The sequence below is a fragment of the Segatella baroniae DSM 16972 = JCM 13447 genome, from assembly GCF_000426585.1.
Lineage (GTDB): Bacteria > Bacteroidota > Bacteroidia > Bacteroidales > Bacteroidaceae > Prevotella > Prevotella baroniae.
In genome coordinates this window covers 317,684-336,088 of the sequence record NZ_AUFQ01000001.1, presented here as the reverse complement: position 1 = coordinate 336,088, position 18,405 = coordinate 317,684, and the positions used below count along the sequence as shown (strand labels likewise).

The following is an 18,405-nucleotide window of genomic DNA, read 5'->3' as shown; positions in this document are numbered from 1 at the left end:
GCGCATGTGTTGACATATTTTAACAATAAATGCTTCTTAACGGGCATATCTCCCTGTCCTTCTGTGGCTTCCGTTGTGTGAATTATCCTTTCAAAGGGGCGTTTTAACATCTTTTTGTTGTTTTCGCAAGCAAGTTTTTCTAAGGTTTGGCATTTAATATACGAATCGCGATTAACTCATTAATTAACAAGTAACGTATTTTAAATCCAAAAACAATGAAAAAGAAAAGTGTTTTTAATTCAATAGTATGGATGGTTTGTTGCCTGAGTGCCGTCATGTTTGCGTCTTGCAGCAAGGATGATGACAACAAACAAAAAGGTTTGAAGTTCAATGTTGCGAAGGTGGAGGTCATTCCGACGGGCACGGCAAATGTAACGATCGGCAATGGAACCCAACCTTTCACGGTGAAGTCGAGCGACGAAAAATTGGCAAAAGTCACGGTTGACAAGAATGTTCTCACGGTGACGGGAGTCAAGGAAGGAAAGGGAACCATCATGGTTACCGACAAAAACAAACTTATGGGAACGCTTCCGTTCATGGTCGTAGCCCCTCTTTCTTTCGACAAAGCTGCGGTGGAAGTGACTGTCGGACAAGAAGCTACTGTTACGGTCAAGTCCGGTGACAAGCCATACACTGCCACTGTAAAAGACGCAGGCACAGCCACAGCCAGCGTAAAAGACGACAAGGTGACCATCAAGGGCGTCAAGAAAGGAAGCACGACGGTGACCGTCAGCGACAGCAAGAAAAAGACCGGCGTCATTTCTGTGACTGTCAAATAGCCATTGAAGTTTCGCAAGCTCCACGTCCGTCATCCTGTGCGCTTGCGAAACTTCAGTTTGCACGTCTGGAAAGGCGCAAGACGCAAAGTCCCTTGGCCTGGAAAACGTGATGGTTTTGCAATGTCGGCAAGAAGCCCGACGGCAAAAAACTCGGCAACCGATAAGTCCATGTCGTCTTATCCGTGTTGCCGAGTTCATTTTTATTCATATTTACCAACTTCCCGACGGGTCGAAGCCGTCTTGTTCTGTGATTCCGCGCTTTCAAAACTGTCACAGCCGAAAAAGCAACCAACCTTTACTTTGTGCATGCAGCCTGCCCGCAGGGAGGCTCTTTCTGATTTGTTTGCTTGATGTCGATGGTTGTCGGCCACCGAAGTAGTCATTTATGAAAATCGTTTTACGCTTGCAAAGTTACAATCGAGCAGCGATACGGTGCCGATGTTATGTTTACAAGCATGACATAACGTGTAATTCGGATGGTTGGAATGTTTCCGACAACTGCATGGAATGTAACTCCAAAAGCTGGAAAAAGGCCGTTTATGCGGGCTTTTAGTACGAAAAACCGTTAAATCGTTTTGTGTTAGCAAAAAAATCCGTAGCTTTGCATACAACTATAGAGTAATGAATAGTTGATAATAAGTTAGTTAAAGAAAATTTCAGAATCAAGGCTGTCGTGAGACAGCCTTGATTTGTTTTCGTCCCCCCTTGTTTTTCGACCTTGTCAGGGAGCTTTTCCTGCCCGTCAGAACGTACCTTTGTCGCCGTCGTGGTTGTCGATCTGCTTGCGGATGTTCTTTTGTTTGCCCGAAAAGAGGTTGTAGCTCACGCCGAGGGTGAACATGGTGCGCTGGCTTGGAATCCTGTTTTCGTGGTGATAGGACAGGATGTTGTTGTCGAGCGTTTCGCTTTTGTAAGTCGGCGTGGTGAAAGGGAAGACGCAGACGACCGACAGCCGCAGTTGCTTGTGCTGATAAAAGAAGTTCATGGCGCAGGAGTTTTCGTCCGATTGCAGGTAGGATCCGTCGAGATACATGTCTGCCCGTCTCCAAAAGAAGCTGCCACCGAACTCTTTCCAGCGCGAACTCATGTAGATGGTGAACGGCGTGTAGTTGTGGCGGTGCTTGCCCATGTAGGCGTTTTTCTCGGTCTGTCTCCAAAATCCGCCTTGGAACTCGACGGCAAGGAGTTCGCTCTTGAAAGGTTTTATCTGAATGAAATAGGTGCCGCCCACGGTGGTTTGGTAATCGCCGTTCAGCGGCGAACGGACAATGACGCGCTGGCCGTTGATGTTCTCCCATCGGAAATATTGGTTGATGGGGGCGGAGATGTGGTTGTAGACCAAGGTTGTCTGTAGGTTCACGTAGGGGTTGTTCAGGCTGTATTGCAGTTGCAGGGCCTTGTCGTTGCCGCTTCGGAGCATGGGATTGCCCCGTTTGTAGAGTCCGGGAATCTCGATGGTGGAATTGTTGCTCAACTGCGAGATACCTGGCAGAACCGGTTCGGAATAAAACCGCAGGCCGAACCGCCCGTTCTTGACCGGATAGCTCAGGAGCAATTGCGGCGTGAAATAGAGTTTGTTGTATCGGGTGTCGTCGTTGGCAGTGTGGATATAGGTGGCGCCGAGGCTCAGCCGATAGCTGAGTTTGGCCAGGCTGCCGCCCAGTTGCGCGTAGGCATAATGGTTGTCGTTGGTGGCATGGTAGTCGTAAGTCGCGTAGTCGGACAGCACGTTGCTGATTTCGAAGTCCGACTTGGCCAACGTCGCCTTGTAACCCGCCGAGAATTGCTTCTTTCCCCAAGCCTTGGTATAGGCCAGTTCGCCGATGATGGAATACTTGTTGTTGCGTTGGCGCATGTCGTCGTAGAGCACTTCGGCGTTGTTTTCGTCGAACTGGTGGTTGGCGTTTCCCTGCTTGTTGTGGAAGTAGGTGCCCACGACGTCGGCCACAAGCTGCTGTCCGCCCTTCATCTTACGGCTGAAATAGAGGTCGAGCGACGGGCCGAAACTCCTGACGGTTCGGTTCTGTAGGCTGTGTCCGTTCTGCCACAAATCGTTCCCGGAGGCCTTTATGTCGAATCGGTCGCGCCAGAACCACGTGAAGATGTTGGGCGTGAAGCGGGTTTGAAACACGATGCTGTCGTCGATACTGTAGAGATATCTCAGGTTGAAGTTCTGGTTGGCATAGCCGAAGTGGTAGTCGCCGTTATAGGTATAGGTGGCCGTCTTCGCGTTGTCGGTCATCTTGTAGGCGTTCTCTTCCCGGCAGTTGGCCGCGTTGCGATAGTTCAGGTTGTAGTCGAAGGCCAGCTGCGAGTTGCCTTTGGTGTATTTGGCATATACGTTGGTGTCGTTGAATCCGTGGCTGACGGCCTGCTTCGTGTCGAAGCCTACCGCATAACCGTTGTCCAACCGGCGGGTGTGGATGTTGATGAGCGTGCCCGCGCCCGCGTAGCGAGCCGGCGGAATGGTGTAATACTCCACGTTCTTGATCTTGTCCGGCTCGATACCCTTCAGGTCGTTGTCGGTGGCTTCCACGCCGTTGATGAGGATTTTCAGCGACTTGTCGAAGAGACTGGCCAGCTTGCCGGTCATGGCGTCGACGCGAAGGCCCGGCAACGTGGCTATCAAGTCTTGGCTTTGGCGGGCGTTCCTGACCTGTTCGTCGGTGAAAGTGTAGGTGGAATGGTCCACATAGTCCATCTTGTGATGGCCCCGCACCGTCACTCCCTTGAGGTTGTAGGCGTCGGGGCGCATGGTGACGGTGCCCACCCGAAGGCCTTCGATGCGGCGGATGATGGTCTTGTAGCCCACGTATGACAGCTTGATCAGCAAGTCCTTTTCGGCACAAGGGATGACGAAGTCGCCCGCCTCGGTGCTCACGCCGCCGTTGACGAAGGTGGAGTCGGCGGCATGGAGCAGTGATATGTTGACGAATCCCATGGGCTGTCCGTCGCCGTCGACCACCCTTCCGATGACCTTCCGGCGCTCTTTCTGAATACATTCCACATAGATTTCGTCGGGCATGGGCCTGCCTTCCGCGTCGGTGACGTTCCGCTTCACCTTTGCGCTCACGGGATAGAAGCCTATCAGCTGGTTGATAGCTTCGGTCACGTTCTGGTTGCGCACGTCGGCCGTGACCCGAAAGTCCTCCAGTTCGTTGTAGATGAAACTGATGTTGTATTGCTGCTGGTGGGCGATGATGTAGCGCAGGGCGTCGGAGAGTGAAACCTGATGGAAGTCGTGGTTGATTTTCTGCGCGCCGGCCGTTGCCGAGAGAAGGACGGCCAATAGGAGGATGTGAAGTTTCTTCATGTGTTTTCGTGAGGTTATTCTACGATGAGTTCCTTGTTGGTGAGCACGATGTGGAACCGTTCGAAGTTGTTCAGCTGTTCCGTCACGGTCTCTATGCCGCAGGCGGGGTCCCATTGATAGAACAGGCGCAGGTCGGCGGCCTTCGTGTTCTTGAAGTTCACCGTCATCCGATAGTGCGTTGCTAGGTCGTTCAGTATGTCTCGGAGCATGACGTTGTCGTATGTCTTGACGGTGGTGTCGGACTTCCGCACGAGCGTGTCGGCCCTTTCCTTGTCAAGATGCGGCGCCGTTGCCTCTACTTGGACAGCCGGTTGCCGCGGCGCGGCGTGTCGGGTTGCGAACCATCCGCCCTTGATGGCTGCGAAGGCGATACCTGAAATCAGGGCAAAACCAATGCAGGCGGCCGCAATCTTGCGGCGCGGCAGCATGCGGGAGCGGCCATAGTGCGCGTGTTCGAACCGCCGCCACTCCTCTTCGATGGCCTCGTCGTCGATGTCCTTGTGGCCCAATGCGCTGTCGGTCTTCGACATCAGCTGGTAGCAGGCACGGCATTCGTCGTCGCAGAGAATGTCCTTCCATTGGTCTTCCGAATACTTCTCGGGGTGCTCCATCATCTGTATGAGTTGTTCTATCTTTTCCATGTCGTTTGTTCCGTTTGAAAGTGATTGCGAATTGTTTCGATGGCTTTGCGCAGGTGCTTGTAGACGGCCACCTCGCTGATACCTTCCCGTTCGGCTATTTCCCTGTACTTGAGGCGCGAGCGGTAGTGGAGCAGCAGGATGTTGCGGTCTTGTTCCGTGAGCACGGTGGCAATCAGGCTGTTGATTCGGGCGAGTTCATCCTCCATGGCCTCGACGGGGCGGATGTCGTTCTCCACATCCAGGAGATACATTCTTTGTATTTTCTGGCGCAGGTTGCGGTTGCGGATGACGTTGAGGCACCGGTTGCGGACGCTCGTCATCAGGAAAGCACGTTCCTTTCCCTCCTCCAAGTCGTCCTCCCTGGCCGCCAACCGGGCGAAGACCTCACTGATGACGTCCTTGCTTTCGGCGTCGTCGTGGAGCAGTATGATGGCCAGTCGATACATGTCCCGGTAGTGGTGGCGAAACAGTCGTTCTATTCTTGTTTTTTGTATCATAACACTTCAGATACACATGAAAATGCGTTTTCCTAACCCTTGATGATGTTTTTTGATGTCGTGGTGCAAAAATAAGAAAAAAACGGCAAAAGAATGAAGGACGGTTGTCGGCGAGCGCAAGCGTTGAACGGCTGGTGTCAGGGGATGCAGAATGCGCTTTGATTTGAGCGAGCACGCTGAACAGCGGGTCAAAGGGCAGCTTTTGCCGTGCAACGGCCGTGCTTTCAGCAGCTCAAAGGGCAGCTTTTGCTTTGTCAAAGGGTAGCTTTTGTAAGCTCAAAAGTCAGCTTCTGCAAGTAGAAAGGTCAGCTACCGCATCTCCTTTGCATGTCACTTCCCATTCCTCACTTCCCATTTCTCATTTCAAACTTCACACTTCTCATTTCAAATTCCCCATTCATTTCCCATTCATCGAATATCATGCGCACATGTTTTGCCGACTGATGTAAAATCCGTATTTTTGCATTGATTTGCAAACAGACACGCAACGATGATCGACAACAATGAAGTTTTGTACAGCCCGACGCTGAAAAAGGAGGCCGACGCAGGCAACATGGAGGCGCAGTTTGACCTGGGCGTATGCTACGAGCTGGGCTCCAACATCAGGAAAAGTGACAGACTGGCGGCCAAATACTACAAGATGGCGGCCGACCAGGGACATGTCGACGCGCAATTCAACCTCGCTCTCTGCTACGAGAATGGAGTGGGGGTGGAGAAGGACTTCGCCAAGGCCATAGAATACTATCGGTTGGCCGCAGAACAGGGCGACCCCGAGGCGCAATGCAACCTGGGTGTGTTCTACATAGAGGGCTGCGGCGTCGAGAAAGACAGCAAGATGGCCACCCGGTTCTTCAAGAAGGCCGCCGCGCAAGGCGACTGCGTGGCCCAGAACAACCTGGGCGAATGCTATCTCTACGCTGCTGGGGTGCCCAAGGACATGGGGAAGGCCGTCAAGTACTTTGAACTCTCCGCCGAACAAGGCTGGCCCGCCGGACTATACAACCTGGCTTTGTGCTATGAAAACGGCGAAGGCGTCGAACAAAGCTACGCGCAGGCTGTCAAGTATTACAAGCTGGCCGCCGAACAAGGCGACGCCGACGCCCTGGCAGCCTTGGGCACGTGCTATATAAACGGCAACGGAGTGGCCAGAAGCGCGGCGAAAGCCTTTGAATGCTACCAGCTCTCCGCCCAACAAGGGAACGATTGCGGACAATACAACCTCGGCGTGTGCTATTATAATGGAGAGAGTGTCCCCAAGGACATGCAGAAGGCCGTCCATTGGTTCAGGCTTGCCGCCGACCAGGGGTATGAAGCGGCCATCGAGGAGCTTGCCGAAATAGCAAGCGGCCTCTACCTGTGGAACGGCGACGGGCCTTGCTCATAGCCGAACAGGGCCGCATGGCCACGCAGACGCCTCGACAAAGATTGTTAAAAGCGCCTTGCCGGTATAAACCTGCGCCCTGTCGACGCATCTTCATACGGAAGAAGAATGTTCACACACGTTTTATAGAGAATGAACAAGATGAAAAAATGGAACGACAGGCTTGCACGACTGGCGAGCCTACTGGTCTGCATCGTCCTCATTGCCGTGGTTTCGATTCGGAGGGACGGCAGACTGCTGGGACGGGAAGTGGGGGAGACTGCCGTCACAGCCGTCAAATCGCAGGCCGGCGATACAATCAGGATGACGGCGGACGGCGCTTATGTCATCAATACGACCCCGTTGGGCAAGGACATCATCGGCTATGGTGGCCCTGTGCCGCTGGAAATAACCATCAAAGAAGGTAGAGTCATGGGCGTGAAAGCGCTGCGCAACGCCGAGACACCTGACTTCTTCGACCAGGCCCGTCGACTTCTGACCCGATGGAACGGCAAGACCGTGGAGGAGGCTGCGGCCATGCAGGTGGACGCGGTGTCGGGGGCTACGTTCTCGTCGAAGGCCATCATCGACAATATGGAGCGTGGACTGCAATATGCCGGCAAGGCGACCGCAACGAAAAAGTGGTGGGAGCAACTGGACATGAGTTGGAAGACGCTGGCCGGTCTGCTGGTGGCGCTGATGGCCGCCATCGTTCCTTTGGTCTATAAAAGCAAGCGTTACCGCCTGGTTCAGCAGGTGCTGAACATCGTCGTGCTGGGCTTCTGGTGCGGAACGTTCCTTTCCTATTCCGCCATCATCGGCTTCATGTCCAACGGCATGAACCTTCTGGCACTGCTTACGCCGCTGCTCATGCTCGTCATGGCCTTCATCTATCCGCTGTTTGGCAAGAAAAACCATTATTGCAACAATGTGTGTCCGCTGGGATGCTTGCAGGAACTGGCTGGCAAAAGTGTGAAGAAGAACCTGAAAATAAGCTCGAAGACCGTCGGAAGGCTCAACCGTTTCAGAAAAGTGCTGTGGGGGGTGCTCATGCTTTGCCTGTGGACCGGCGCGTGGGCGGGCTGGGTGGACTACGAACCCTTCTCGGCATTCATCTTCCGGTCGGCTTCGTGGGTCGTCATCGCCATCGCTGTGGCGTTCACGCTGCTCTCCACCGTCGTCATGAGGCCCTATTGCCGGTTTGTATGCCCCTTGGGAACATTGTTCAAGGTAAGCCAGACGAAGCTGTTTGCAAGGAAATGAAACGGCACATACGGCTTGATGGGCCATGGCAAACGCCCGAACAGGTGCTTGGAAACACGAAAAAGCGGAAGTCCCATGCGATGGGATTTCCGCTTTTCCATGTTGTGATCCCGTTGGGATTCAAACCCAAGACCTTCAGAACCGGAATCTGACGCTCTATTCAGCTAAGCTACGGGACCGTTGACAGGTGCAAATGTACAACAAAATAATAAACTGACCAAAAAGAAAGGTGTATTTTTAGCCAAATACACCTGTAGTATTGCAAACGAAAAGGGGATTCCGGCACCATTGCGGCTTCGCGGAAGGTGTTCAATACCACTGCACGGCATTGCTGTAACCGCTTCGCTTGTCGTATTTCAACGCGTCGGTCAGCGTGCTGGCGTTGGCCCGGAAGGTGAAGTTGTAGCTCGTGTAGGGCGCCAACACCACCGAACAACTCATGTTGAAGCAGTGCAGGTCGCGCTGAAGGCTGGCGGTCGTCATGCTCATCGCGTGGTTTTCAAAGTCGTAGCCTGAAGAGAAACTGATGTTCCAGCCGTCGCTGATGCGGATGTTGCCACTCATGTTAAGGGTCTGCGTGAACTTGTAGGGATAGCGCATGGTCTTCTTGTTGAACTTCTTGACATCCATGTTCTCGCGCATGGTAATGCCATAGCCGAACGTTATGGACCAAGGCATGGAGAATTTCATGAAGCCGTCGGCGTCGGTCTCGGCCTTTCCGCCGCCTTGGCGGGCCTTTGCGGCATGCTGGGCGTCGACCATGTCCTCGTCTACGTTGCTCTCTATATCGGTGTCAATGCCCTCGTCGCTTTTCTTTTTCTTGTCATCCTTCTTCCCTTCGTCCTCTCCGCCGAAGAATTTGCGTATCTTTTCCGGCGTCAAGGTGTAGGATATGTTCTGGGACATGCCCTGGAAGCGGCCCCACTTGCCCATTCCCCAGTAGGTGTGGTTGCCTACATAGGGATTGCCGTTGGCGTCCAGCTCGTAAGCATAGCTGGCAAAGACCGCGTTCATGTTGAAAGTATAGTTCTTCCACCACTTCAATCGGATGTTCATGGACAAGTCACTCCACGGCTTTTCCTTGGCGGCCATATTGTAGGACATGTTGAAACCGAGATTGTCGATTAGGGATAGTTTCTTGAAACCGGTCGAGTCTTCGTCTGACTTCACCTTCATTTCAATGTTGTTGTTGATTCCGAAACTGATACTTCCTGTCTTTCCCCGGCCCGGAACACCGTAAAGCGAGTTGCGAAAAGGCGAGTATTCCACCAGTTCCACAGTGCCGTCGGCATTCGTTTTTTGGTAGGTATCATAGTAGCCGTAGCGGGATGAGCCGAAGTCGGGGGCGTAAGAGAAGGAGACTGTCGGCGTGATGACATGGCGGATGGTTTGGATTTTATCACCGAAAAGTTTGCGGATTGGCGTATAGAAGACGTAAACCTTGGAGCTGGCGCTCAGACTTAGGTTCCAATTATATACATTGTGGAATCCGTATGTCGTGTCCGCTTCCTCGCGCTGGGTGGCGCTGTTCCACGAGTATCTTACCTTGTTGGTGTACATCCGATCGGTGAAATTGAAGGAAGGATTCACGTTGATATAGTTCAAAAGCGTGAAACTTCCACTCACGGGAATCTGATGTTGCATGCCGTTTCGCCAGTCCTTGATGAGGTTGGAGCGCATGAGTTTGTCCTCTTTGGTGGAGATGGAATTGCTCAACTGGCCTGTATAGCTCATCGAAATCTTCTCATACCACCTCTGTGAGCCCACTCCATGCTTCCTTTTGAATGGGTAGAAGCGCGAGATGGATATGTTCAAATCGGGCAATGTCATGGCAATGCTCGAATCACGCATGTTCTGCGAGAGGTTGGCCGTTGAGCTTAGGGTCATTCCAATGCTTGAAAACGTCGTGCTCCAGTTGACCGAAGAGGTTCTGGTCGACTGTGTGAGTGTCTGGGGATTGTAGAGACTGTTCAAGTTGTTTCGCTCATAACTGGACGACGCGAAGTTGACGCTTGCCGACAAAGAGTTGTACGGATTGGCCTTCGCGTCCTGACGATGACTCCATTGAACCTTGAAACTCTGCTGCTTGGTGTAGTCCGGCAGTCCCTTGTCCCCTGTGCGCGTGTCCTGATAACTCACGTAGAAACTGCCGTTGTAGCGGTACCGTTTCCGATAATTCGTCGCAGCGCTCAAGCCCCAGGAGCCTTTCGTATAGATTTCACCCAGCAGCTTCAAGTCCCACTTGTCGCTCATGGCGAAGTAGTATCCGCCATCTCTGAGATAGAAACCGCGGTCGCTTTCATCGCCGTATGTAGGCATGATGAAGCCGCTCGAATAGCTCTTGGTAAAGGGAAAGAAACCGTAGGGAATCGCCAAAGGCAGCGGAACGTCGGCCACGACAAAGTATGCCGGCCCGAAGACGACGTCTTTTCCGGGGCGCAACTTGGCCCGCGATATCGAGATATAGAAGTCGGGATGCGGCGCATCGCACGTGGTGTAGCGGCCATGTTGCAGATAAACGTCGCCATTGTCGTTGCGTTTGGACAGTTTGCTGCGCAGGAATCCTTCCTCCTGCTGGGTATATACGTTCTGAATCAGGCCCTTCTTCGTCTTGAAATTGAAAGCCATCGTGTCGCTCTCGTAGGAGTCCGACCCCATCTTGAAGACCGGAGTGCCCGACAATTTTGTCCTTGTAGAGTCCGCAAACGCCCCTGTTGCGTGGACAATGTCGCTGTCCAGACTCATGTAAATCTTCTCGCTCTTCAAGTCCATGGCCGTGTATTTCACGCTCGAAGAGCCGAAGAGGTGCGCGGTCTTGCGTTGCGCATCGTAAATCATGGAGTCTTCCGCCGAGAAAACGACAGGGGCTTCGATACCGGTGGACCGCTGACGGTTCAGGGAATCCAGTCGGATGGAGTCGTCAATCTGCTTGTTGTGTCGGTAAATGGCCAGTTGCAACGAGTCCATCTTCGTCGTATCGACGGCATTTGCCTTGGTGGAGTCTGGAAACAAGGAATCTTTCGTTGCCAAAGAACCAACGGCATGCTTCTTTTTCAACGACTTGAAAAGAGGCATATTGACGCTGGCCAACACATAAACAAAGGCCATGGACAACAGAAGAGTGAACGTTTTCCTTCTCATGTGAAGTGCAAAAATAGTAAAAAGATGACATACGCATGGCCAGTTGCATGAGATTTTGACGCGTTCATCACTTTTTTAACTTTTCTATTCAAACATTTTCACCCACTTGTCGAAGCGTTTCAAACCCTCGTCGCTGAACCGCAGAAGGCTGTTTCTGGCCTGTTCGATTGTCTTCTCTGCGTCGAGATGGCTTTTGCTGTAGAACTTGTCGGCATAGCAGACAAGCTGTTCCGCCGTCGTTTCGGGAACCAGGTCGGCCGGCGGCAAAGGAAGCTTCTGCCTTTCAATGTCCTGCAACGTGATACCCGCCCCCGTATGTCGCTCACATATACGGGCGAATGCCTCGTCGACACCCAACTCCCGCAGCATTTCCGCGCCCAGAATGCCATGCTGTATATAAGGTTTGTCGCCATGACAGCATATTCCCGGCGCGTTACATTTCATGATTCCGATGTCATGGAGCATGCAGGCGTTGATGATAAAGTCCCTCTCCAGACGCAGTTCGGGGTGTAAAGAAACAATCTGTAGCGACTTGATCGCTACAGATTGGCTATGTTGCAGGAGGATTCTACGCAATCCGTCATCCTCCGGATAATAATGTTTGAATACTTCTTTCCACAACATGGAGGAAGTATCGGTGTCATTCTTCATTTCTCTGGATATAGGCTATCACGTCACCGCGGTTGACCTTGGCGCCTTGTTTGGCATTGATTTCGACGAGTTGTCCGCCCAATGCGGCGGGAACCGTCTCGAACTCGCCCCACGGCGTGCAGATGTAGCAGAACGCTTCGCCCTCTTTGTATTCCTTGCCGATGAACGGTTCCACGGCAGCCACGGCCTCCGCGTCGCCCTGGAACTCCCAGAACAGCTGTCCCTTGACCGGTGCCACGATGGCGTCGGCCTTGGCGTGCTTGAAGGCTGCGGCCTGTTCCGGACTCACCTGGGCGCCGAGCTTGGCGTCCTTTGCCTTCTGCAGGTCGGCCAGGAAGTTCTTCTTGGCCTGTCCGCTCTTGTAGTTGCGATACTGTTCGGGGTGCATGGCCAGCTCAAACAACTCTTCGTCGTCTTTGCCGTAGCCCCATCCATTCTCGTCCATTTCCTTTCTGAAGTCGTCCAGCGCGTCGGTCAGCAGCGTGTGCGGGTCGGCGTCGGTGAACTCACGGCCCTGCTTCTTGGCCAGTTCAACGAGTTCGGAATCGATTTCGCCCGGAATCTTGCCGCTCTTGCCGAGTATCATGCCCCACATCGATTCGTCCATCATGACGAAGCGGCCCTTGCCCTGCTCCATGGTCAGCAGGTTCATCAAGGCGATGTTCTTGGTATATTGGCTGAACGGAGTGACCAATGGAGGATAACCCACGCGCGGCCAGACGTATTCCACTTCGTTGAAGAGCTTCACGAGCATGTCGTCCATGGACAACTCTTCCTCGCCCTTCTTCTTGCGCAGGTTGTTGATGGTCTGGCGAATGCCGCCGAGGTCGGCCATCATGCTGCCCATCATGCCGCCCGGAAGGCCGCAGCCCAGCAGCAAAGACGACATGATCTTGTTGGCGGGGTTGATGAAATAACCGAGCCACTCGTCGATGAACTCCTGTGTCAGGGCCCGTGCCTTCATGTAGGCGCCCATGTTGATTTCAGGAACGTCGAAGCCTTCGTTCTTCAACATGCTCAACACGGAGATGATGTCTGGGTGAACCTTTCCCCAAGAGAGCGGTTCGATGGCCGTGTCGATGATGTCGGCGCCGTTGTTGCACACTTCCAGGACGGAAGCCATGGAGAGTCCGGGGCCGGAATGGCCGTGATATTCAATCAAAATGTCAGGATGCTTGTCCTTGATGGCCTTGGTCAGCTTGCCCAGGAGTGCGGGCTGGCCAATACCGGCCATGTCCTTCAGGCAGATTTCCTCAGCACCGGCCTCTATCAGTTGGTCGGCAATCTTCGTATAGTACTCCAAGGTGTGCACGGGCGACGTGGTGATGCACAGCGTTCCCTGCGCGGTCATGCCGGCTTCCTTGGCCCATTTGATTGACGGGATGATATTGCGGACGTCGTTCAGGCCGTCGAAGATGCGCGTGATGTTGGTTCCTTGCGCGTGCTTCACCTTGTACATCAGCCTGCGGACGTCGTCAGGAACCGGATACATGCGGAGCGCGTTCAGGCCACGGTCCAGCATGTGGGTCTTGATACCGGCCTCGTTCAGCGGCTTGCAGAAAGCCCGCACCGCGTCGTTCGGGTTCTCTCCGGCCAAAAGATTTACCTGTTCGAAGGCTCCACCATTGGTTTCAACACGAGCAAAGCAGCCCATTTCTATAAAGACGGGGGCGATGCGCTCCAGCTGGTCTTTGCGAGGCTGGAACTTACCCGAGCTTTGCCACATGTCTCGATAGACGAGACTGAACTGAATCTTCTTCTTCATATTTATTCAAGCTATTAATGATCGTTTGTTCGTTGCCGCTTCATGCGCAACAATCGAAACGCAAAATTATATAAAAAATCCGAATTATCTTTCCACGGCTGTGTTTTTTAGTGTTTTTTGATTAATATATATAAGGTGACATTTGCCCAACCAGCGATTAATTCGTACATTTGCAACCTCTAAATCGCAACTTGTAACGATATGAAAGCAAAGTGGATATGGGCTTTTTCATGGGCGGCCATCCTGTCGACCGCCTGCCATCATTCCTCAAACAGACTTCACGAACGGCAATCGAAGGGGACGAACATGGAACAAGTGCGCCTCAAGGGCGACAGCACCGTGTATGGACTGGCCTGCGAAGGCTGCAACGACTCCGTCGTCATCCTGCTTCCCAGCGACGGCAGCGACCCCGTGCGATACAATTGCTACGAAGCTTCGCAGAACCACAAGGTCATCGGCAAGCCTGCCGTCGGCGACCGGATAGGCGTCATACTCAACAGGCTGGACAAGAGAAAGGTGGACTTGGTCGTCAACATCGACCAGCTCAAAGGTATTTGGTGCTACGTGGTAATGCCCAAGATGCGCGATTGGGAGCACATGAGCGAGACGTTGCAAAAGCGGATTGAGCGCACCATGTCCGACTCGGCAAAGGCCACCTACATGATACCGCGCGAGTATGGGTTCTGGATGAAGCGCAACTGGGAGTGCCAAAGCGTGGGCTACGTCAGCGAAGCCAGCTCGCTGGAGGACGAAAGTCCCGTTGTCTACCCCCAACTCGGCTACTTCACCGAGTGGCGCGTATGGAACGGCAAGCTCATCATCAGCAGTGGAACGCCCAAACTGTCGAAGACAGACAACAAGATGTCCGTCGTCGACCTGAGATACGACACGTGCAGCATCGACTATCTGGGCGAAGACTCATTGGTGTTGACCGACAGTTGGGGCAGCCGGAGCTACTACAGGAAGAACGACATCAACGATGTCAACGTCAAGGCCAAGCGCATTGCGGCCGAACTGAGGGCCAAGGCTTTCCGACAAACGACGAAGGAGTGAGTCGCCGCGGCGTGGGGAGGTCGTGTTTTCCAAGCGTTTTCGGTGTGAAAACGCTTAAGTCATTTCCAACAGCAGTCCTTTCAGCTCCTTAAAGCAGCTCTTTCAGCGTGCGAAAGCAGTCCTTTTGGCGTGCGAAAGCAGTGCTCTTGGAAGGCAAAAGCACTGCTGTCGCGCGCCGGAAGTGAAAAGACGGGAAGGTGGAAGGGTGGAAAGGCGGATGTGAAAAGGCGGCGGCTGTCACCGATTCATGCCATGATTCATGAAGCGGTGACGGGCCAACTGTTCAAATTCAGTGCCCGGCCTGCCATAATTGGCGTAGGGATAAATGCTGATTCCACCACGTGGCGTGAAATAGCCGGTCACCTCTATGTACTTGGGAGCCATCAGTTTGACCAGGTCTTTCATGATGACGTTCACGCAATCCTCGTGGAAATCGCCATGATTGCGGAAGCTGAACAGATAAAGTTTCAAGCTCTTGCTCTCCACCATCTTCTCCGCCGGCACATAACTGATTCTTATTTCCGCGAAGTCGGGCTGTCCCGTAATCGGGCAGAGGGATGTGAACTCGGGGCAGTTGAACTGCACCCAATAGTCGTTCTCGGGATGTTTGTTCTCGAAAGTCTCCAGGACTTCGGGCGCGTAATCCATCCGATAGCGCGTCTTGGCCCCCAGGGCCTGCAGCCCGTCGGCCTTTCTGTTCTCTGACATGTGGCTTACAATTGAAATACTTTCAACACATTATAGCTGATTCCCTCGTCGTAGACGTCTTCACCCTCATGGCGTTTCAGGGCTTTCACCACACGGATGGTCACAGGCAGGGCCACCACCTCGTACAAGGTCTTCAATATCACCTGGCCGACCATCATTCCCGGCAACGCCTCCATGGGCACGACGCCGCCCAAGGCCAGCGGAAAGAAGATGATGCTGTCCGCGCTTTCGCCGAAGATTGTGCTGAGAATGGCGCGCGCCGAGAACCTACGCTTTCCGTCGCGCAGCTTCATCTTGCTCATGACATAGGCGTTGATGAAGCTGCCGAAGAGGAATGCGATGAACGAAGCGGCCGCAATGCGGGGCGCCAGGCCGAAGATGGCGTGGAAACCGGCCTCGTTCGTCCAATAAGGAGCACCGGGAATCGCGTCGCAGATGGCACCGACAATCACGAAGAAGAAGTTCATGGCAAAGCCGGTCCATATCAGCAACCGGGCCTTGCGATAGCCCCACACCTCGCAAACACAATCGTTGATGATGTAGGAGACGGGAAAGACGATGAGACCGCCCGTCAAGCTGATCGGGCCTGCTGCGATTTGCTTTGTTTCCAACAGGTTTGCCGCAATGAGGCAAACGCAGAAGAGTATGCTGAAAAGCATGAACAGCACACTCACTGATTGAGTTTTTTGTTTCATTTTCTTGTTTTTAAAGAGGTTTGTCAAGCACTCTATCCCTTGTTTTTAAAGAGGTTTCAAGAACTCTGCCTTGTTTTTTGAGAGGTATCAAGCACTCTGTTGTTTGAATTGCGGCCGCAAAATTACGAAAACAAATCGGCTTTCGCAAATGTTTCGCTGCATTACTGCTCACGCCATGGACAGCAGATAGGACATGTAGGCTGCGAACCCGGCCACCAGCAACGCCCCTTCCCACCGTTGGATGGTGTATTTGGTGAAGGAGAACAGCCACAGCAGAATCATCGAAACGATGAGGACGGTCATGTCCGTCGACGTGATTCCCTCCAGTCGCATGGGCGACACCAGACCCGTGGCCCCCAAGATGAAGAGAATGTTGAAGACATTGGAGCCCAAGACGTTGCCGATGGCAATGCCGCTGTTGCCCTTTCGGGCCGCCACAATGCTTGTCGCCAACTCGGGCAGTGACGTTCCGCCGGCCACGATGGTCAGTCCGATGACGGCGTCGCTCACCCCCAGGCTCCTGGCTACAGCCGTGGCATGGTCTACAAAGAAGTTGGAACCGAAAATCAAGGCCGTCAGTCCGAAGAGAACGAGCCCAAGGGCTTTCCACGCCGGCAAAGGTTTCTTGTCGCCGTCGCTTGACGCCACAACTTCAACCGTGTTCATCCGGGCGCCACGCAGTGTGAAATACATGAACAGGAAGAACATGGCCATCAGCACAGCGGCGTCCAATCTCGACACGTCGCCATCCATGCTCACCAGCAAGAGCACCACCGACGCCACCAACGCGAAAGGGATGTCCTTTCTGACGGTGGTCGGCAAGATGACCATCGGCGACACCAAGGCCGCGCACCCCACGATGAGCATGGCGTTGAAGATGTTCGATCCGACGACATTGCCCACCGCCAGGTCGGCGGTTCCTTTGAGAGAAGAAATCAGTGATATGCAAAATTCGGGCATGGAAGTGCCCATGGCCACGATGGTAAGCCCGATGACAAGCTGCGGCAAGCCCATCCGTTCAGCGATTCCGACCGAGCCTTCTGTCAGTTTGTCTGCCCCATAAATGACAGCAACGATACTGACGACGATGATCAAGATACTCAAAATCATGGTTGCAAAGTTACGGGGGAAGCGGCATATATAAGGAATTAAAATCTAAAATTATATTAAAAACAGGTCAAAAGCATGGCTCCCGGGGCGTAAATTCAAACTTTTCACTAACTTTGCACCCGCTTTCAGCAATGAAAGACCTTACAGACGGGCAAGTCTCATACGGCCAGCTCCCTCGGAATCCCCCAGGATGGGAACATAGCAAGGGTACTTGGTTGTAGCGGCGCGATATGAATCGCTTGCCCACCCCGCCTCTTTAGCTCAGTTGGCCAGAGCACGTGATTTGTAATCTCGGGGTCGTTGGTTCGAATCCGACAAGAGGCTCAAAGGCAATCGGCATGCAGCCGGTTGCCTTTTTCATTTCCTTTCATCGCATGAGCGGCGCCCTTGGACATTCCAAGGGTGGCGTTGCGCCCGCGTCATTCGACGGCCTTCGGCGGAAGGGGCTGGTATCCGCTTTCCACCACGATGTTTTGACCTTTCGGAGACGTGAGATACTCGAACAACCGGTATGCCTTGGACTGCCTGTCCAGGTCGGCCCGAACCGCCACATATACATAAGTATGGTAAGGATAAGCGTGGTTGAGGATGGTTTCGCCGTTGGGTTGGACGCCATCAATGCCTATGGCGCGGGTGGTATGGTTGTCTACGATGACATGATAGTAGTAATAAGGCGTGAATCCTATGCCGTTTACGTCGTCCTTGAGCTGTTGATAGGGCGAAAGCATGGTCCGTCCGACTTGCATTTCAGGGAAGTTCTTGACTTGAAGCCCTGTCATGACCATGGTCTCGAACTTCTCCTGACTGCCTGAATTGGCGTTTCTGACATACGGTTGGATGGGTGCGTCTGCGCCTCCCACCTCTTTCCAGTTGACAATCTGCCCGGTATAGATGTTCCGTACCTGCTCTTTGGTGAGCGTCTTCACCACGTTTTTCGGATTGACAAGGAAGACGAGCGCGTCTTGCGCAACGGCCTTTTGCACCAGTTCGACCCCTTTCTGCCGCGCATAGGCCTGTTCGTCGCGCGAAATGCCACGTGCCGTGACGATGAGTTCCACCGAATTGTCGATGAGATTCATGAAAGATTCGTGGGTGTTGTTGGTCTTCATTTTCTGCAGCAGCAGGCTCCGCATGACGCCTTGTTCGTCACTCCATCGCGGACAGACCATCTTCAGGTCTTCGTTGGGGTTGGGAGTAAAGGGGCGACGCTCCCAACTGTAGTCCAAACCGAAGAGCCGACATACGAGCATGGTACGCAAGGGAGTCGTCGAATCGGAGCCGTCGATAATGGGAAAGTTCTCCGCCGTGATACCCATTTGCATGCGGTCGTCGTTGGGTGTTGACTTTTCTTCGTCACTCCCCGTACAACCTACGGACAGACACAGCGGCAGACACAAGAGCAAGCAATCTTTAAGAAAGGTTTTCATTG

General features: G+C 53.3%; 14 protein-coding genes and 2 tRNA genes. 5 read left to right on the top strand and 11 right to left on the bottom strand.

The genetic code is table 11. The annotated features are described in order from the left end of the window. Window positions 1–215: 215 nt before the first annotated feature. The gene (locus K334_RS0101455) at window positions 216–779 is read left to right on the top strand and encodes an Ig-like domain-containing protein (protein WP_021590532.1); all 564 of its coding nucleotides are present in this window, start codon (window positions 216–218) and stop codon (window positions 777–779) included. A 742-nt stretch (window positions 780–1,521) separates the two neighbouring features. On the opposite strand, the gene K334_RS0101450 is transcribed toward K334_RS0101455, so the two are convergent. The 3 genes from K334_RS0101450 to K334_RS0101440 are packed head-to-tail and all read right to left on the bottom strand — an operon-like array spanning window position 1,522 to window position 5,230. After that, window positions 1,522–4,092, bottom strand: a complete 2,571-nt coding sequence (locus K334_RS0101450) for a TonB-dependent receptor (RefSeq protein ID WP_025880840.1) — start codon at window positions 4,090–4,092, stop codon at window positions 1,522–1,524. A gap of 14 nt (window positions 4,093–4,106) precedes the next feature. Continuing rightward, window positions 4,107–4,733 carry a hypothetical protein gene (locus K334_RS0101445; RefSeq protein WP_025880839.1) on the bottom strand — a complete coding sequence of 209 codons (627 nt, stop codon included), beginning with the start codon at window positions 4,731–4,733 and terminating at the stop codon, window positions 4,107–4,109. Further along, window positions 4,721–5,230 (bottom strand): sigma-70 family RNA polymerase sigma factor, encoded by a 510-nt coding sequence (locus K334_RS0101440; RefSeq protein WP_025880838.1) that lies wholly within the window; start codon window positions 5,228–5,230, stop codon window positions 4,721–4,723. Before K334_RS0101440 ends, K334_RS0101445 begins: the two co-directional genes overlap by 13 nt. A 490-nt stretch (window positions 5,231–5,720) precedes the next feature. Here K334_RS0101440 and K334_RS13240 point away from each other — a divergent pair, with 490 nt between their 5' ends. Beyond that, on the top strand, window positions 5,721–6,614 hold the full coding sequence (locus K334_RS13240; RefSeq protein ID WP_051218614.1) for an SEL1-like repeat protein: 894 nt from the start codon (window positions 5,721–5,723) through the stop codon (window positions 6,612–6,614). A 129-nt stretch (window positions 6,615–6,743) separates the two neighbouring features. Then, a complete protein-coding gene (locus K334_RS0101425) occupies window positions 6,744–7,853 on the top strand; it encodes an FMN-binding protein (RefSeq protein WP_373277788.1) in 1,110 nt (369 codons plus the stop codon). Between the two features lie 105 nt (window positions 7,854–7,958). Here the strand turns inward: K334_RS0101425 and K334_RS0101420 are convergent. From K334_RS0101420 to K334_RS0101405, 4 genes are all read right to left on the bottom strand, one after another. Next, window positions 7,959–8,032 (bottom strand) — tRNA-Arg (locus tag K334_RS0101420). Between the two features lie 130 nt (window positions 8,033–8,162). Beyond that, complete coding sequence (locus K334_RS0101415) at window positions 8,163–10,994, bottom strand: putative LPS assembly protein LptD (RefSeq protein WP_027444396.1); 2,832 nt, start codon at window positions 10,992–10,994, stop codon at window positions 8,163–8,165. Between the two features lie 84 nt (window positions 10,995–11,078). Beyond that, the gene (locus K334_RS0101410) at window positions 11,079–11,645 is read right to left on the bottom strand and encodes an HDIG domain-containing metalloprotein (protein ID WP_373277787.1); all 567 of its coding nucleotides are present in this window, start codon (window positions 11,643–11,645) and stop codon (window positions 11,079–11,081) included. Continuing rightward, on the bottom strand, window positions 11,635–13,410 hold the full coding sequence (locus tag K334_RS0101405; RefSeq protein WP_021590505.1) for a hydroxymethylglutaryl-CoA lyase-like TIM-barrel protein: 1,776 nt from the start codon (window positions 13,408–13,410) through the stop codon (window positions 11,635–11,637). Before K334_RS0101405 ends, K334_RS0101410 begins: the two co-directional genes overlap by 11 nt. 201 nt (window positions 13,411–13,611) lie before the next feature. On the opposite strand from K334_RS0101405, the gene K334_RS0101400 reads away from it, so the two are divergent. Then, window positions 13,612–14,463 (top strand): hypothetical protein, encoded by an 852-nt coding sequence (locus K334_RS0101400; RefSeq protein WP_021590436.1) that lies wholly within the window; start codon window positions 13,612–13,614, stop codon window positions 14,461–14,463. 237 nt (window positions 14,464–14,700) lie between these two features. Here the strand turns inward: K334_RS0101400 and queF are convergent, their stop codons facing one another. From queF to K334_RS0101385, 3 genes are all read right to left on the bottom strand, one after another. Next, window positions 14,701–15,171, bottom strand: a complete 471-nt coding sequence (gene queF, locus K334_RS0101395; RefSeq protein ID WP_021590534.1) for a preQ(1) synthase — start codon at window positions 15,169–15,171, stop codon at window positions 14,701–14,703. Between the two features lie 5 nt (window positions 15,172–15,176). Continuing rightward, window positions 15,177–15,866 carry a queuosine precursor transporter gene (locus K334_RS0101390; RefSeq protein WP_027444395.1) on the bottom strand — a complete coding sequence of 230 codons (690 nt, stop codon included), beginning with the start codon at window positions 15,864–15,866 and terminating at the stop codon, window positions 15,177–15,179. 168 nt (window positions 15,867–16,034) lie between these two features. Continuing rightward, the gene (locus tag K334_RS0101385) at window positions 16,035–16,976 is read right to left on the bottom strand and encodes a calcium/sodium antiporter (RefSeq protein ID WP_021590452.1); all 942 of its coding nucleotides are present in this window, start codon (window positions 16,974–16,976) and stop codon (window positions 16,035–16,037) included. A 250-nt stretch (window positions 16,977–17,226) separates the two neighbouring features. Here K334_RS0101385 and K334_RS0101380 point away from each other — a divergent pair. Further along, a tRNA-Thr gene (locus tag K334_RS0101380) sits at window positions 17,227–17,300 on the top strand. A 95-nt stretch (window positions 17,301–17,395) separates the two neighbouring features. Here the strand turns inward: K334_RS0101380 and K334_RS13235 are convergent. Beyond that, the gene (locus K334_RS13235) at window positions 17,396–18,403 is read right to left on the bottom strand and encodes a PstS family phosphate ABC transporter substrate-binding protein (RefSeq protein ID WP_161625368.1); all 1,008 of its coding nucleotides are present in this window, start codon (window positions 18,401–18,403) and stop codon (window positions 17,396–17,398) included. Window positions 18,404–18,405: the final 2 nt, after the last annotated feature.